17 protein-coding genes are annotated in these 17,039 nt (G+C 42.0%); 11 read left to right on the forward strand and 6 right to left on the reverse strand.

Going from position 1 to position 17,039, the window contains the following annotated elements:
* Window positions 1-51: 51 nt before the first annotated feature.
* Both tsf and rpsB read right to left on the reverse strand, forming a co-directional pair.
* Entirely contained in the window at window positions 52-897 is an 846-nt protein-coding gene (gene tsf / locus VRUMOI_RS08975) for a translation elongation factor Ts (RefSeq protein WP_089140579.1), read from the reverse strand.
* A gap of 146 nt (window positions 898-1,043) precedes the next feature.
* Window positions 1,044-1,772 (reverse strand): 30S ribosomal protein S2, encoded by a 729-nt coding sequence (gene rpsB, locus VRUMOI_RS08980; protein WP_089140578.1) that lies wholly within the window; start codon window positions 1,770-1,772, stop codon window positions 1,044-1,046.
* Window positions 1,773-2,137: 365 nt separating this feature from the next.
* On the opposite strand from rpsB, the gene map reads away from it, so the two are divergent.
* From map to VRUMOI_RS08995, 3 genes are all read left to right on the forward strand, one after another.
* Complete coding sequence (gene map / locus VRUMOI_RS08985; RefSeq protein WP_089140577.1) at window positions 2,138-3,016, forward strand: type I methionyl aminopeptidase; 879 nt, start codon at window positions 2,138-2,140, stop codon at window positions 3,014-3,016.
* A 117-nt stretch (window positions 3,017-3,133) separates the two neighbouring features.
* Window positions 3,134-5,761, forward strand: a complete 2,628-nt coding sequence (glnD, locus tag VRUMOI_RS08990) for a bifunctional uridylyltransferase/uridylyl-removing protein GlnD (RefSeq protein ID WP_089140576.1) — start codon at window positions 3,134-3,136, stop codon at window positions 5,759-5,761.
* A gap of 163 nt (window positions 5,762-5,924) precedes the next feature.
* Complete coding sequence (locus tag VRUMOI_RS08995; protein WP_089140575.1) at window positions 5,925-6,308, forward strand: DUF3461 family protein; 384 nt, start codon at window positions 5,925-5,927, stop codon at window positions 6,306-6,308.
* Between the two features lie 145 nt (window positions 6,309-6,453).
* Here the strand turns inward: VRUMOI_RS08995 and truC are convergent, their stop codons facing one another.
* Together truC and VRUMOI_RS09005 are read right to left on the reverse strand one after the other, a co-directional pair.
* Window positions 6,454-7,251, reverse strand: a complete 798-nt coding sequence (gene truC / locus VRUMOI_RS09000) for a tRNA pseudouridine(65) synthase TruC (RefSeq protein ID WP_089140574.1) — start codon at window positions 7,249-7,251, stop codon at window positions 6,454-6,456.
* Window positions 7,248-7,562, reverse strand: coding sequence for a YqcC family protein (locus VRUMOI_RS09005; protein ID WP_231897442.1), 315 nt, complete (start codon window positions 7,560-7,562; stop codon window positions 7,248-7,250). Before VRUMOI_RS09005 ends, truC begins: the two co-directional genes overlap by 4 nt.
* A gap of 81 nt (window positions 7,563-7,643) precedes the next feature.
* On the opposite strand from VRUMOI_RS09005, the gene VRUMOI_RS09010 reads away from it, so the two are divergent.
* From VRUMOI_RS09010 to VRUMOI_RS09025, 4 genes are read left to right on the forward strand one after another with little or no spacing between them, the layout of a single operon-like run.
* Window positions 7,644-8,717, forward strand: a complete 1,074-nt coding sequence (locus VRUMOI_RS09010) for a DUF3549 family protein (protein ID WP_089140572.1) — start codon at window positions 7,644-7,646, stop codon at window positions 8,715-8,717.
* Between the two features lie 34 nt (window positions 8,718-8,751).
* Window positions 8,752-9,063, forward strand: coding sequence for a DUF3301 domain-containing protein (locus VRUMOI_RS09015; RefSeq protein ID WP_089140571.1), 312 nt, complete (start codon window positions 8,752-8,754; stop codon window positions 9,061-9,063).
* A 28-nt stretch (window positions 9,064-9,091) separates the two neighbouring features.
* A complete protein-coding gene (locus VRUMOI_RS09020) occupies window positions 9,092-9,373 on the forward strand; it encodes a hypothetical protein (RefSeq protein WP_089140570.1) in 282 nt (93 codons plus the stop codon).
* Window position 9,374: 1 nt separating this feature from the next.
* On the forward strand, window positions 9,375-9,827 hold the full coding sequence (locus tag VRUMOI_RS09025) for a YaiI/YqxD family protein (RefSeq protein ID WP_089140569.1): 453 nt from the start codon (window positions 9,375-9,377) through the stop codon (window positions 9,825-9,827).
* A gap of 75 nt (window positions 9,828-9,902) precedes the next feature.
* Here VRUMOI_RS09025 and VRUMOI_RS09030 read toward each other — a convergent pair whose 3' ends face one another.
* Both VRUMOI_RS09030 and syd read right to left on the reverse strand, forming a co-directional pair.
* Entirely contained in the window at window positions 9,903-10,688 is a 786-nt protein-coding gene (locus VRUMOI_RS09030) for a Zn-ribbon-containing protein (protein ID WP_089140568.1), read from the reverse strand.
* A gap of 12 nt (window positions 10,689-10,700) precedes the next feature.
* Window positions 10,701-11,246 carry a SecY-interacting protein gene (syd, locus tag VRUMOI_RS09035; protein WP_089140567.1) on the reverse strand — a complete coding sequence of 182 codons (546 nt, stop codon included), beginning with the start codon at window positions 11,244-11,246 and terminating at the stop codon, window positions 10,701-10,703.
* Between the two features lie 72 nt (window positions 11,247-11,318).
* Here syd and queF point away from each other — a divergent pair, with 72 nt between their 5' ends.
* The 4 genes from queF to xni all read left to right on the forward strand — a co-directional run bounded on the left by queF (window position 11,319) and on the right by xni (window position 17,033).
* Window positions 11,319-12,188, forward strand: a complete 870-nt coding sequence (queF, locus tag VRUMOI_RS09040; RefSeq protein WP_089140566.1) for an NADPH-dependent 7-cyano-7-deazaguanine reductase QueF — start codon at window positions 11,319-11,321, stop codon at window positions 12,186-12,188.
* Between the two features lie 173 nt (window positions 12,189-12,361).
* Window positions 12,362-14,644: a tetratricopeptide repeat protein gene (locus VRUMOI_RS09045; RefSeq protein WP_162598357.1), complete on the forward strand. Its 2,283-nt coding sequence runs from the start codon at window positions 12,362-12,364 to the stop codon at window positions 14,642-14,644.
* A 153-nt stretch (window positions 14,645-14,797) separates the two neighbouring features.
* Window positions 14,798-16,153: a nucleotide 5'-monophosphate nucleosidase PpnN gene (gene ppnN, locus VRUMOI_RS09050; RefSeq protein ID WP_089140564.1), complete on the forward strand. Its 1,356-nt coding sequence runs from the start codon at window positions 14,798-14,800 to the stop codon at window positions 16,151-16,153.
* 100 nt (window positions 16,154-16,253) lie between these two features.
* Entirely contained in the window at window positions 16,254-17,033 is a 780-nt protein-coding gene (gene xni, locus VRUMOI_RS09055) for a flap endonuclease Xni (protein ID WP_089140563.1), read from the forward strand.
* Window positions 17,034-17,039: the final 6 nt, after the last annotated feature.

Below are 17,039 nucleotides of genomic sequence, written 5' to 3' on the forward strand. Positions count from 1 at the left end.
AAAGACCGCAGCAGTGCTACGGTCCTTTAGGCTAACTATACAAATCAGGAATTAACCCTTTTGTACCGCAGCAACTTCTTCAGCGAAGCTCATTTCAGCAGCTTTCTCGATACCTTCACCAACTTCTAAACGTACGAAGTTAGTTACTGAAGCACCTTGCTCTTTCAAGAATTCGCCAACAGTTTTCTTAGGTTCCATGATGAAAGCTTGACCAGTAAGAGAAACCTCACCAGTGAATTTCTTCATACGACCAACAACCATTTTTTCTGCGATTTCTTGTGGTTTGCCTTCGTTCATTGCGATTTCAACTTGAACCGCTTTCTCTTTAGCAACAACGTCTGCAGGAACATCTTCAGGGTTTACGTATTCAGGCTTAGAAGCAGCAACGTGCATCGCAACTTGCTTGATCACTTCATCGCTAGCGTCGCCAGCAACAACCACACCGATACGTTCGCCGTGACGGTAAGAACCGACTTTAGCACCTTCGATGTATTCAACACGGCGGATACTGATGTTTTCGCCGATTTTCGCAACTAGAGCGATACGAGTGTCTTCAAATTTAGCTTGAAGTGCTTCTACATCTAGACGCTCCGCAACAGCAGCGTCAAGAACTTCGTTAGCAAACGCTAGGAAGCTAGCATCTTTCGCTACGAAATCTGTTTGACAGTTTACTTCAAGAAGCGCAGCAAAGCCGTCAGCTTCTTTTATTAAAATAGTACCTTCAGCAGCAACGTTACCCGCTTTTTTAGCAGCTTTAGCTGCACCGCTTTTACGCATGTTTTCGATTGCTAATTCAATATCAGCATTCGCTTCAACAAGCGCTTTTTTACAATCCATCATGCCTGCGCCAGTACGCTCACGCAATTCTTTAACTAGAGCAGCAGTTACTGTTGCCATGGTTTAATCCTCGGTTGATTCCAAAAATGGTAAAAAAACAGGGGCCAGCCTAATGTAAATTAAAAGCATGGCCCCTATTAGTAACTATAACTCAGCCTTATTGTTCAAATTATGACAGTCAGACTAAGTGACAAGGAGCTGAGATATTAAGCTTCTTCTACGAAAGCGTCTTTATCTGAAACAGCAACTACGTCTTTGTTACGACCTTCTGTTACTGCTTGAGCAGCAGCGTTTAGGTATAGTTGTACCGCACGGATTGCATCATCGTTACCAGGGATAACGAAATCAACGCCATCTGGGTCAGAGTTTGTATCTACAACAGCAAATACTGGGATACCTAGGTTGTTCGCTTCTTTAATAGCAATGTGCTCGTGATCAGCATCGATTACGAATAATGCGTCAGGTAGGCCACCCATGTTTTTGATACCACCAAGTGATTTCTCTAGCTTATCCATTTCACGGGTACGCATTAGAGCTTCTTTCTTAGTTAGTTTCTCAAAAGTGCCGTCTTGAGCTTGAGCTTCGAAATCTTTAAGACGCTTGATTGATTGACGAACTGTTTTGTAGTTAGTCAACATGCCGCCTAACCAGCGGTTGTTCACGTAGTACTGGTTGCTGTTGATAGCAGCTTCTTTTACTGATTCAGAAGCAGCACGCTTAGTACCAACAAAAAGTACTTTACCTTTACGCTCACCGATTTTGCCTAGCTCAGCTAGTGCATCGTTGAACATAGGAACTGTTTGTTCTAGGTTGATGATATGAACTTTGTTACGAGCGCCAAAAATGAAAGGCTTCATTTTTGGGTTCCAGTAACGAGTTTGGTGACCAAAGTGAACACCAGCTTTAAGCATATCGCGCATTGATACAGTTGCCATTATATAATCCTCTATATGGGGTTAGGCCTCCACATCCCCCATGATACCGACCCTTCTGCTATTAATAAGCGAAAAAGAGCACCCCGGATCACGTGTCGGAATGTGTGTGATTTAAGAAATAAGTATATGAAACCCACACGACTTCGCCAATCAATGAAGAGAACCGTTGCGGATTTCGGTGCGCTTTATACCATAAAAACAAGCTAAAACACCAGAAAAACCGACCTTTTCCACGAGAGAATTTTTATTATTTTGTCATTTAATAAATCAGATAAAGACATTTATCCTTAATGTAAACGGATTTCAATTGCGATTAGAGCGCACTGTTAATACACTAGACACAACAGAGATAACGGATACCAATTATGTCGATCAAAATTAACACCGCGGAAGAAATTGAAAAAATGCGCGTCGCATGCAAACTCGCATCGGAAGTATTAGAAATGATTGAGCCTTACGTAAAAGAAGGCGTAACTACCGAAGAACTGAATCAAATTTGCCATGATTACGCATTAGAAAAAGGGGCTTACTCTGCCCCATTAGACTACCATGGCTACCCAAAATCGATTTGTACGTCAATCAACCATATCGTTTGTCACGGCATTCCAGCCAGCCAAGATGAGGTCGGTAGTAACGGTCAAATTAAACCTGCTATTTTGAAAAACGGGGATATTGTCAATTTAGATATCACGGTAATCATACCTAACGATCCCAATGCAGACCTTAGCGTGCGTCCTGAAGGTTATTACGGTGACACATCTAAAATGTTCCTCGTCGGAGAGGTTGCACCGGCCGATAAGCGCTTATGCTTGGTGACTCAAGAAGCTCTTTATGTCGGTATGCGTAAAGTAAAACCAGGCGCAACCATCGGCGACATCGGTACTGCGATTGAAAAATACATCAAAGAGAATAACAAAAAGAATCCTCGCAATAAATTTTCGATTGTGAAAGATTTTTGCGGTCATGGTATCAGTGATGAATTTCACTCTGAACCACAGGTTGTTCATTATAAAAACACCGATCGCCGTGTGATGAAAGAAGGCATGATTTTCACAATTGAACCAATGATCAACGCGGGTAAATTCGGTGTGACCGTCGATGCTGAAGATGATTGGACAGTGTACACAGGGGATGGTAAAAACTCAGCACAATATGAGCACACCATCTTAGTGACAAAAGAAGGTTGTGAAGTCATGACCCTACGTGCTGAAGAATCCATTCCACGTTTAATGAATAATAACTAACTCGAAACTCGAAACAGCAAAGCCTTTATCTTCTCAATGATAAAGGCTTTTTTATTGGTTTTATACTACTGAACAGGTACTATCAAAGCAGATTCACTTGTTGCAAGGAATGCATCCATGACGTTTCAATCTCCAGTCTCTCTCGATGACCAACAACTTTCTTCTATGTCGCTTAAACAGCAATTAGAGTTATTTTCAGACCACCAAAAACAAGCCTTTCTGAAACAGCAGCAGCCTGTTCAAGACTTAGTGTATGAACGTTCATCTTATATGGATTCAATCCTCAACCGCTTATGGGATTTCTTTGGTTTCACGCACATTGAATCCCTAAGTTTAATTGCGGTTGGTGGCTACGGCCGATCCGAGCTCCATCCCCTATCAGACATAGATATTTTAATCTTATCGGAAAAAAAGATTTCCGAGGGTGTGAACAAAAAAATCAGCGAGTTCATTACCCTACTCTGGGATTTACACCTTGAAGTGGGTCATAGCGTTAGAACACTCAAAGAATGTATTGACGTCGGTAAAGGCGACTTAACCGTTGCCACCAACTTACAAGAAGCCCGTTTTTTATGTGGATGTGAAAATACTTATCATCAACTGATCGAAAAAATTTCAGCACCAAGCTTTTGGCCGAGTGAAGTTTTCTATAAAGCCAAGCTCGATGAACAACGTGAACGACATGCTCGCTACCATGACACCACTTATAATCTAGAACCCGATATCAAATCTAGCCCGGGCGGTTTGCGTGACATTCATACTTTAGGCTGGGTAGCCCGTCGACATTTTGGCACCACTTCACTACGAGAAATGAGCTACGCCGGTTTTTTAACCGATGCTGAATATCGAGAATTATTAGAATGCCAAAACTTCTTATGGAGGGTTCGCTTTGCCCTACATATTGAATTAAAACGTTACGACAATCGATTAACCTTTGGTCATCAAGCTAAGGTCGCTGAGAATTTAGGTTTTACCGGTGAAGGCAACCGAGCCATCGAAATGATGATGAAAGAATTTTATCGGACACTACGTCGTGTCGCCGAGCTCAATAAAATGCTACTCAAGTTATTTGATCAGGCCATCATGAGTAAGGGGAAACTACCGAATGCCGAAATACTCTCTGATGACTTCCAACGCCGCGGCTCATTAATTGAAGCAAGAAAACCCGCTCTATTTCAAGCAAGACCAGAAACCATTTTAGATATGTTTTTGCACATTGCGAATGACTCAACCATTGAAGGCGTGAGCCCTCCGACACTACGCCAATTGCGTACCGCAAGACGTAGACTGAATCGATTCTTGCATACCATCCCAGCCGCTCGCGAAAAGTTCATGGCGTTAATCAATCACCCTAATTCATTACATAAAGCATTCAGCCTAATGCATCGTTTAGGCGTCTTAGCGGCCTATTTACCTCAGTGGAGTCAAATTGTTGGCCAAATGCAATTCGATCTATTCCATGTCTATACGGTCGATGAACATAGTATGAGAGTGCTTAAACATATTCATTCTTTCAGCCAAATGGAAAACCACAGTAAGCACCCTATTTGCTGTGATATTTACCCTAGAATACAAAAGAAAAACTTATTGATCATTGCGGCTATTTTCCATGACATAGGTAAAGGGCGTGGGGGCGATCACTCCGAAATAGGAGCCGTTGAAGCTTATGATTTTTGTATTGAACATGGACTTTCAAAACCTGAAGCAAAACTTGTCTCATGGCTGGTACAAAATCATTTATTGATGTCCGTCACCGCACAGCGACGTGATATTTATGACCCAGATGTCATTAGTGAATTTGCGAAAAAAGTCCGCGATGAAGAATATCTAGAAAACCTCGTTTGTTTAACAGTAGCGGATATTTGTGCCACTAATCCTGAACTTTGGAATAGTTGGAAACGCACGCTATTAGCTGAGCTTTTCTATTCTACCCAACGAGCATTACGCCGAGGCTTAGAAAATCCTGTCGATCTTCGAGATCGAATTCGCCATAACCAACATATGGCAGCAGCAATGCTACGTAAAGAAAACTTCACCCCTCGCGAAATTGAAGTGTTATGGCAGCGATTTAAAGCTGACTATTTCTTACGTCATACACCAAAACAAATCGCTTGGCATGGTGAGCACTTACTTACTCATCCAGCAGATCAACCTCTAGTGTTATTGAGTAAAAATGCGACGCGTGGTGGTACCGAGGTCTTTATTTATACCAAAGATAAAGCTAGCTTATTTGGCATGATGGCTGCCGAGCTTGATCGTCGTAATCTCAGTATCCACGATGCCCAAATCATGACGAGCAAAGATGGCTATGCTTTAGATACGTTTATGGTACTTGATCAAAATGGCGATCCTATTGAAGAGGTGCGCCACGAGCAAATCAAACGTTATTTAACCGATGTTTTAAATGGAAAGATTACGGCTAACACGCGCTCACGCCGAGTACCAAATAAACTGAAACATTTCCATGTTAAAACCCGTGTCGACTTCATTCCGACTCGTACCGGTAAGCGAAGTTTGATGGAATTAGTTGCCTTGGATACACCAGGGTTACTCGCCCAAATTGGCCAAGTCTTTGCTCAACTCGGCGTTAACTTACACGGCGCTAAAATCACAACCATCGGTGAGCGAGCAGAAGATTTATTTATCCTTACTTCACCGAGTGGAGGTAGATTAGAGCCAGAAATCGAAGAAGCATTAAAAATTGAATTAGTAGAGGCAATTAAAACCTTATCACCACATTCATGACTATCACTATAATATAACCAAGTAGGCTTCAAAGTGCAGAATGAAAACCGTTAGACAAAACTAAAGCTTGATTATTCTTGCTAAAAATCGCACTTTGAGGTTACTTGGAGATAAAAGTAAACTGCAACATTCATCTTTTGTTTTAACTAGAGGTAAATGATTTATGTATCCAAATTTAGAAAAACTTGGTATTCCAGACACATCCCTCATTGCTCGCTATAGCTTGCGCCAAGAAGCCCAAGTTGATGTACTAAAAATTTACTTTCACAAACAAAAAGGTGAACTGTTTGCTAAAAGCTTAAAGTTTAAATACCCACGTCAGCGTAAAAACATTCGAGTGCACAACCAATCAGGGCAATACAAAGAAACGACCGAAGTCAGCCCGAATCTTACTCAAGTAATGACTGAGCTAAATCAAATCACCAAACCTAAAGAAATGGACAGCTCAGACATTAAACATAAAATCTTGACCGATCTCCGTCATTTAGAGAAAGTGGTTGCAGGTAAAATCGCAGAGATTGAAGCGGACTTAGAAAAGCTGAAATAAGAGCCGAGAGCCGAGAGCCGAGAGCCGAGAGCCGAGAGCCGAGAGCCGAGAAGATTGTGCCCTGCACCTAACTCGAGTCAAGTCTTTTTCTCTCTTGCCTTTGCTCTTGGGCTTCCGAGCGTAGCGTCCTCGAAACTCGTCCCTATTAACTCGCTACACTCACTTGCCAACCAAACTCGGCAATCAAGCGATTCCACACCTCATCGAATCCAGCTTCAATAACAATATTCTCATCCGTGTATGGATGTTTAAACTCCAACTTACTGGCGTGTAGCATCAAACGCTTTGCGTCATAAACATCTCTAAATAGGCGATTTTGCTTACCATCACCATGAGAGGTATCCCCTAAAATAGGATGACGTAGATGTGCCATGTGACGACGCAATTGGTGTTTACGCCCAGTTAATGGTTTCATCTCAACCAAACAAAAACGACTGGTCGGAAAGCGGCCTGTTGAGTGGGGAACTTCTACTTTCGCGAGTGGTTGGTAATCGGTAATCGCAGACTGCGCTTCAACTTCTTTTGAGGCAAACTTATCGGCTATTTTGTCTTGTTCTTTTTTCAGAGGGTAATCAAGACGGTCACCTTCTTCAATCCAACCGCGCACAATCGCATGATAGGTTTTCACAAACTGATGCTCAGCAAACATTGGCGCGGCTTTTGAGGCAAATTCGCTCGATAATGCAAACAATAGAACACCGGATGTAGGGCGATCAAGTCGATGCAAAGGAAACACGTGTTGGCCAATTTGATCACGCAAAGTTTGCATCACAAATTGAGTTTCATGACGATCCAACCATGAACGATGCACTAACATTCCTGCAGGTTTATTAACCGCGATAAAATACTCATCACGATACACCACTTCAAGCTCTATCGTTTCAACTTGTGTTTCTTCCACTGATAGTTGGTCAACCAACTCAGGGTTATCTTCTACATTCATCTAACGGTTTCATCTAATTGATTAAGAATCGGTAATAATTCATCGCGATGGGTTTTATTTACCATCGTTTGTTCAAAATAAGCACTCACTTCAAAACCAATCGGCACCTCTGATTGTGATGCAATAAGCTCGCGCATTTTAGGAATAAAAATCCACTGTAACCATTGAGTGGGTTGCAATGTATCTAAGGAAAAGGGTTGTTCACTATTTAAATCTTGTTTCGGTGGCGATTGCTCTTCCCATAAGGATAATTGAATAAGTTTATCTTCTAATTGTTCAAGTACGTCGCTTAATTCAATATATTCACTCATTTTGTTTCCACCCCTTGATATTCTTGGCATAAGATACCATTTCATAACGAATAATCTACTCGAATAAATCTGGAAGCTGATATGAATGCAATACACAACCTAAGCCAACTATTAGAACAAAGTCAGTGCCAGTTTAAAATTTTTGATTTAGGGCGACGCATTCAAGCCATTGAAATTAAAGATTTCCAGCAAGTAGAAATGGGACAAAAGCCTTACCCTTACCCGCTACAACGTCATGCCAACCTAGCAATTGCTTACTGGAATAACAGTCAGCAACCTTGGATTTGGTTCTTAAAGTTCCCTCTTGATGAACGCGGACTACTCAATCAAACCGATATTGGTAACTTTTTAAAGTATGTGACCGAAGCTTTTTCTGTCAAAGCAAGTGGCGCACTTTTAACCCAAGAACTCACCGAAGATCAGCAACAGCATTTGGCCAATAATCCATATACCTTCAAACCAAACGACGACAAAATGGCGGTTTTCCATAGTGTTATTCGAGCCGATTTAGGGTTATCCACCAGCCAATATTATGAACATGCTCAACATTATTTTACGGGTGATTTAGGTTGGAATAATTGGCAGACGGTAGGCTTACAGGGTATTACCGACATGTGTAGTCGTTTGTCAGACCAACAAAACGGCGTGGCAATACGCAAAGCATTAATCAAGCTCGCAGAAGATAACGCCAACCACCCAGCGCTCTACGCTTTACTTGGCGCTTTAGAACATGTTGAGATTCCCGACAAATTAGCACAGCGATTATCAGAACTGGCAACGCAAGAATGCGAGAAAACTCAACCCGATCTATTTTTATTATCTGCGTATGTTCGAGCCTTATCAGGCGCCGATTCACAGCAACTTATTGCTATACTTGAAAAGGTTCTCGCCGATCAAGCGCTTTGTCACGCAGAGGTGTTAATTGCGATTGCAGGCCGCTGTTGGGCACAACTGAATACCGAAGCGCGCGCGGTGAAATTTTTACTTCGTCTAGCTCAAACCAAAAACCAAGATTTATTTAACCAATTGTTTGCTGACTTGGTGATGATCCCTGATTTACGTTTTACCTTTTTGCCACTGTTAAGCCACACTCCAAGCCCTGAATTGGCGAATGCGCTTTACGCACTACAACAGCAAACCAAATCTGCTCAATAATTTCATCAGAGAACACAATGGATAAGGATAGCCAATGATAACCGACTTACTGATGATACTTGTTGTGGTGTTCATTGCTTTCCTGTTTTGGCAACAACGTCGGCAATCAGAATTAGCGCATAAAGCGATTGCTCGTCATTGTGAACAGCTGGATTTACAACTCCTATCTGTGTCGCTGTTACGTTATCAATTACGCTTACCGGACGGGCGTTTTCAGTTTCATTCTTTATATCAATTTGAATTTTCTGCCCGCGGTGATGATTATTACCAAGGGCGAGCGATCATGATTGGTTTTAAAGTCGCCAAATTTATGCTGCCACCCTATCGTATTGTCGAAAGTGACTAACTCGACATAGATTAAAGAGACCAGAAATATGCAAACACACGATGTAACACAAGAGCTACATAGAGTACTTTCTGCCATCACCGAGGAAGGCAAAGAACCAAGCGTTGCATTGGTTAAGTCTAGGCTCTCAATCCCGGTTCCTATGCCGGCAATTATTGCCACACTAAAATCGTGGAAGTCATCTCATAAAGTGCCAAAAGTAGAAGTTGCGAGTACTGAAAACACATTATCCGCAGAGGAGCGCATTGCTCAACTAGAAAAGTTAGTTAACGATTTAAGCCAACGTTTAGCGGCACTAGAAAGGAAATAACATGAAAATTTGGGTTGATGCTGACGCGTGTCCAAAAACGATACGAGAAACCATCTGTCGCGCTGCCGAACGCACCGGCATTACCACCACGTTTATTGCCAATCACTTAGTGCCAGTACCTAAACGTAACAACATCCATAGTGTACAAGTCGAAAGCGGTTTTGATATTGCTGACAATGAAATTGTGCGCCGTGTCGAAACTGGCGATTTGGTGATCACATCCGATATTCCATTAGCCGATGAAGTGATCACTAAAGGCGGACAAGCGCTCAGTTCTCGTGGTGAGCTTTATACTAAGGACACCATCAAAGCTCGTCTTAATATTCGAGATTTTATGGATACTATGCGTTCAAGTGGTGTTCAAAGCGGAGGCCCTGCGCCATTATCGCAAACCGACAAGCGTGAGTTTGCGAATCATTTGGATAGGATATTGGCGAAGAGCCGTAACTCGTAGCTCGGCCGCTGCGCTTCTCGTTACTCGAAAAAGATAACGGCAAAAGCATTCTTTAGCTCAAATAAGCGAAGCGACCTACTTCAAATGATCCCAGGATAAATTCGACACAATGCGGCAATCGTCGCATTTAAAATAGAAAATATCATGCAGCGGCGCTTCTAATTTCCAATCGCCACCACAACGAGGACAAGGTCGATTTTGCTCAGCTTGCAAGCTTTCTCCCCCCACTCGGTATAAATAATAATAAGTCGGAATTTTTGTGATGTATTCTAATCGACCACGTAGATCCCAACCTCGGCGGAATAAATCACTGTCTACTTGAGCAATTTCTTTCAAGCCAGCATGTTCCGCTTCACAAGCGCCGGCCATTTGCAATTCATCACAGGCTTGCCACTCTGTCTGCCATTTTATTAACGATTTATGATCGCCATTTAAGGTTGGCGGATTATGATACAAAGGGATCGGTCTAAACGTATCACCACAGCGTAATGGTGAGCACGAGTGGACAAAAGTGGTATATAAAACCTGCCAACTCGGTGTGTTTTGCTCATCAAATGCCACGGTTTGCTCAGAGTTGAGATCTTGGCCAAGCACTTTGACTTTAGGTGCTAATACCTTAGCTTCCGTTAATCGCTGCAAACACACTTTGACATAATCAGAATGATAATCCGCGTGTAAACTATTGGCTTCTGGGCAAATTAAGCGTGCCCGAAATTCTCCATCGCCAATAATAATCGGAAACTCTCGACCTAAAATCTGTCCGTTATAACGCAAAGCATCAAATAAGCCGTTAATTGCTTTTTCTACTGCATCAATAGTGGTGTTATCAAAACATTCAAATCGTAATTCGACTACGTACACTTAAAACTCCAACTACACTTCAGCTTGGCACTGTAATAAAAACTGCTCGATATTAGGCGATAACACATCACGTTTATCGGTACCTAGTCGCTCTAAAATCACCTCACCAGAAATATTACAAATTGAAATCACATCCAACTCGGCATCAGTGGTACCAATGAAGATGGTCGGTTTTAATTTTAAGCGACGCTGCGTCACTAAGTGGCCTAGCAGGTTTTCTTGCAGGCGAATAAAGTCATCATCACTCCACACTTGTAACAAAGTGAATGGCTTACCTTTCCAAGACAAAGTAAGATCAGCGCTATATTGAGAGCCATAGAAGGTTTTCACATCTGGATGAATAAGCAATTCAATGCCACGCTCTAAATGGCTAAAATCGGCAAGTTCATCACGCTCTTGAGGTAACCACTCAATATTTTGGCCATCGGTACGTTGCACGCAAGGTGAAGGAATGCCCTCCATTTCATTGGCGATAGGAAAACTTTGATAGACCTCCTGCCATTTATCCACAAATTCTGTGGTTAAAACCGCTAATGCCTGGGCAATATTGTGATTCATTTAGGGCTCCCTGATGACAGTTAACTTTTGATTCAGTAATATTCAAACAAAATTTCGGATAAGAGAAGTCTCATGCCCCACTCATCAAAGCAGACAAAATATGCTAATGCCAAAGAATTGCAAGGATTAACATTAGGTCAAGCGACACAATATAGCCATGACTATGATCCTAGCCTTTTACAGCCTGTCCCACGTAGCTTAAACCGCGATGATTTGGGGTTACATGATGTAACAACACTTCCTTTTGTCGGTGGCGATATTTGGACGTTATATGAGCTGTCATGGCTGAATAACAAAGGACTTCCTCAAGTTGCGATTGGTGATGTTATTTTACCCCCGACTAGCCCCAACTTAATTGAATCAAAGTCATTCAAGTTATACCTCAATAGCTTCAACCAAACTCGCTTTGAATCTTGGCAACAAGTTGAGCAAATTATCGCCCAAGACTTATCTAATTGCGCAGGAGAAACCGTAGAAGTCACACTGCATCCGCTAAGTCACTACACTCAGCAGCCTATCACGACCATGCAAGGTCAATGCATTGATGAACAAGATATTGAGATAACAAACTACCAATTCAATGAAAGTTATCTTGAAGACTCAACAGAACCTCAAGAAGTTAGTGAGTGCTTGCATAGTCATTTATTAAAGTCTAACTGCCTGATCACCAACCAACCGGATTGGGGCAGCGTTGAAATTGAATACACCGGCAAGAAAATCAATCAAGAAGCCCTATTGCGTTATCTGGTTTCGTTTCGCGAACACAATGAATTCCATGAGCAATGTGTAGAACGTATTTTTTGCGACATTATGAAGTATTGCCAACCTGAACAATTAAGCGTTTATGCACGCTATACTCGCCGTGGTGGACTCGATATCAACCCATTCCGTTCTACACATCTTGCTAAACCAAGCCAGATGACTCGAATGGCTCGCCAATAACAACGCACTGATCCCCATTCATAAATGTAGGCTTATTCTTACTTACAACTCAACAAGCTGTCACAATAATGCTAAGCTACGGATACCCAAGTGACCTGAAAATACACGACTGTGTGCACTTCAAGTGATTGGGTATCATTCATTTCGTACCGCTTCTTAGAGATATTGTAATTATGAAAAAGATCCTTTGGATATGTATCGCTCTTATGCTGACATTCAGCTCTGCGCTTCAGGCCAAGGTCTATCTTTCTCCTATTCTCAATGAAGCGCATAAACTGCTCACCGTAAACCCTGAGCAATCCCTCGAGATCACCAAACAATATATTTCTAAGCGAAAACTCGTTTCAACCAAAAGTCAGGATTACACCTTATCGAGAGAAGGCAGTGAAAAAACCATTCGCACACCTTCAACGTCAATTGAAGCTCTACAGATCATGGCGAGTGCCTACTACGCATTAGGCTCGCAAAACCTAGCGTTTATTACTTTGAAAAAAGCGGAAGCTTTAGCAAAAGAATATCAAGTTACCCAGCCATTAATCACAACCGAACTGGCCTATGCGCAATTACTTTGGCAATGGACCAAAGATCTAGAAAGGGTACAAAACCACCTTAATGAGATTTCCGCGCAAGTACAAAAAGAGACGACCAATAAAAATTGGCAGCAAGAAACCCTATATCAAATCAACATGCTACAAGCTGAGATGAATGGCTACATGGGAAATGAAGTCAAAGCCAAAACCGCCTTCCAGCAAGCTTATCATTACTTAAATAGTGCTAAAACCACGGCACTGACTATCGATTATCACTTACGATTAGGTCAGTACTATTTATTTCAAGATCAATATGACCAGTCGTTAACCGAACTTTTAACTACCTATTGGTTAGCGGTTAAAGAAAGTGACAGCGTTGAACTCGCCAGAACAAACCTGTTACTTGCAAAACTATTTTACACTCGTCAAGTGTTTGATAAAGCGATTGAACATGCGACTGAAGCGGCTGATTTTTATGACAATTACCCACATTCAATACCACTCTCCAATACCGTTAAATTAATGGCGGATATTTTCTTCAAGCAAGGTAAATACAATTTAGCTTTGGTGAATTACTTGAATGTTTTGGACAATGAGACCAATCAAAAAAATATCGAACATGTCATTAAACTCAGGCTCGATATCGCTAAAACTTACCTAAAGCTTTTTGATTTAACCCATGCTGAAACTTATTTAGAACAAGCTAAAATCCTAGTTGAACAGACTGATAACCAACAGTTAAAATCAGAAGCCTTATTATTAAGTGCAGGGCTTTCTTTACCTAAAAACCAGACCGAAACCGCTCTATCCGAGAGTAAAAAAGCATTAGCTATTGCAGAAAAAATACAAAATAAGCCTCTGCAAATGCAAGCCTATCAAGTGCAATCTGAAGCTTACCAACAGAAGAAAGATTACCAACAAGCATTGCTCATGCAGCAACAATACCTGCGTCTATGGCAAAGCCAACAAGATCAATTTAATGCGATTAACGAAGATGTGTTTCGCCAACAAAAAGACATTATCGAAAAATCCCTTCATTACACAGGCTTGGAAGACAACTTAATTTACCTCAATGACCAATATGCAAAATATCAGCGAGCGACAGTTATCTCGATCATAGTGGCTTTCATTTTACTTTGCTTAGTGGTTCGCCGTGGTTACCTAATCCAAAAAATGCGTGAAGAGGTCGAAACTCAAACTATCGATTTATATCAACACCCAAGATCTGGCCTGCAAAATCTCAAGTTATTAAATGCCAAACTACCGAAATCATTAGAAAGAAGTAATGCGGTATTCGAACAATGGCGACTCGGTGAACTCATTAATGAACCATTAAGTGACCGTCTGAATTTTGTTATGTTTGATTTTCCTTTTTTACGTAACATATACCTGAAACAAGGTTACAAAGCCGGACTTGAAATTGAAAAGCAATTTGGCGAATATATGACCGACCTTATTATTAAGCCTGCACGCCTTTATCACTTCTCTGATGGATTATTTCTCTATATAGAACCCAAAAGCGACACGCAAAATACGCCAGATTATTTTTGTCATAAAATCCAAACTTGGATCGACCAATTTGAGCCGAATCAAAATATCGACCGACGCTTTAGAATGGGCATGGCTGAATACCCATTTTTACCTCGTGCTTATACTGCAATTAATGATAAAGAACTCATCGATATTTTATTTATAGCGATTTATCTCGCACGTAAAATCAAAAAACGTTATCCAGATAAATCGTCTTATTGGGTACAGCTATCGGCAATAGAAAATGCGCCTGCTGCCAGTTTCGCCAGTAAAGACATTCGTCATGCCTGTGAGCAAGCGGTCGAGCAAGGGTTAATAAAAATCCACACTTCCGGTGGTCACGATGAGTTAGCCAAAGCTATTTTGCGTAATGACGAAAGCAGCTTAAATCTTTAACGATCAAGCTTTAAAGTGTAAACAATGTCAAATAGATCACAGGCTTACCGATAAATATTATTGCCCACATATGGCGCAGTTAACAAAACCTGTGTAAGGTGAAAGCACCTACCGAAACAATCATAATTCATAATCGGTGAAAAGGAGCTTTCCATGATTACTCAAATTAGCCCAATGGGCAGTTTAGATTTATTGTCTCAATTAGAAGTGAGCAAGCTAAAAAAGGCCGCTTCTAGCGATCTTTATCAACTTTATCGTAGCTGTTCACTTGCCGTCTTAAACTCCGGTAGCCATACTGATGATTCTGAGCAGTTACTTAAATTAAACGAATCTTTTGAAATTGAAGTTCTCCGCCGCGAGCGTGGCATTAAACTTGAGTTAACCGATGCACCTGAACATGCTTTCGTTGATGGCACCATCATCAAAGGCATTCAATCTCACTTATTTTCCGTACTGCGTGATATCGTCTTCTTGCATGTACAATTAGCGGAAAGTCAGCGTCTACATCTAACCGACTCCACGCAAATATCTAACTTAGTCTTTGGTATTTTACGTAATGCCAAGGCACTACAACCGGGCACTGAGCCAAACCTTGTCGTTTGTTGGGGCGGCCACTCTATCAACCCTATCGAATACCAATATACTCGTGAAGTGGGCAATGAACTTGGTTTACGAGAAATGAATATTTGTACCGGTTGTGGTCCCGGCGCCATGGAAGGTCCAATGAAAGGTGCGGCCGTTGGACACGCCAAACAGCGTTATTCTAACCAGCGCTATATTGGTTTAACTGAGCCCTCAATTATTGCCGCAGAGCCACCAAACCCAATCGTCAATGAATTGATCATCATGCCTGATATCGAGAAGCGATTAGAAGGGTTTGTACGCTTAGGACACGGAATTATCATCTTCCCAGGTGGCCCAGGTACCGCCGAAGAGTTGCTGTATATTTTAGGTATATTGATGCATCCAAATAATGCCGACCAACCTTTGCCATTAGTACTTACTGGACCAAAAGAAAGTGAAGCTTACTTCCGCTCTATCGATCAGTTTATTCACGATACGCTTGGGCCTGAGGCGCAAAAACACTACCAAATCGTGATTGATGATCCGGCCAAAGCGGCGCGCATCATTAAAGACGCCATGCCGAAAGTCAAAGAACACCGTAAAGCTCACGAAGATGCTTATAGCTTCAACTGGTCCCTACACATTGCTGCGGATTTCCAAGCCCCATTTGAGCCCACGCATGAATCAATGGCGGCTCTGGATTTACACCTAGACCAACCAGCGGAAAAACTGGCGGCCAATTTACGCAAAGCCTTCTCTGGTATTGTGGCAGGTAACGTAAAATCGGAAGGTATTCGTGAAATCAAAAAGCACGGTCCATTCATTATTGATGGCGACCGTAATTTGATGGAAAAAATGGATACACTATTGAACGACTTTGTTGAACAGCAACGGATGAAACTACCCGGCTCTGAGTACATTCCCTGCTATCGCATTGCGCGTTAATCCAAACTAAAAAATCGACCTCAACGAACATGAGTTTGTTACAATGGCTCTGACTTACACGAAAAGTCAGAGCCATTTTATATGCTGCGTAGGAGAAGTTATGTCAATTCATCTGGTGATCATCGATGCCCTCAACCTGATCCGTCGAGTGCATTCCGCACAACCTGATCCCAACGATATTGACCGTACGATTACGACCACCAGCCGAACCATCAATAAGATTTTGGCTGAATCACAACCCACTCATATCATTGCCGTCTTTGATCATCACCTGCAAGATAGAGGCTGGCGAGCTCAAGTGCTACCTAGCTATAAAGAAGACCGAAAACCGATGCCTGCCCCTCTCCTTACTGGTTTAGAAAAGATCCAATCCGCTTGGTGGGAACTTGGTATTGATTCATTACTCTCTGATGGCGACGAAGCCGATGATTTAGTGGCAACTCTTGCATACAAGGTCGCTTCAGCAGGAGAAAAAGCCACCATCATTTCAACCGATAAAGGCTACTGCCAACTACTCTCACCCAATATTCAAATTCGTGATTATTTCCAACATCGTTGGTTAGATGCCCCGTTTATTGAACAAGAATTTGGCGTCAAACCCGAGCAACTTGCCGATTATTGGGGATTAGTGGGCATTAGCTCAAGTAAAGTTCCTGGTGTGCCGGGGATCGGACCAAAAGCCGCCAAGGAAATATTGCAACAATATGGTGATATTGAAGCCGCTTATGCCGCCGAAGATTTGGTGCCCAAATATCGTAAGAAGCTTGATGAGCACATTGAACTGGCACGTACCTGCAAGCGCATAGCTGCTCTACAAACAGATATGAAGCTAGGGTTTAATTTGCAGGATGTGAGGTTTGTTAACGAGGCTCGTAGCTAGGACGCT

The organism is Vibrio rumoiensis (genome assembly GCF_002218045.2).
GTDB classification, from domain to species: domain Bacteria; phylum Pseudomonadota; class Gammaproteobacteria; order Enterobacterales; family Vibrionaceae; genus Vibrio; species Vibrio rumoiensis.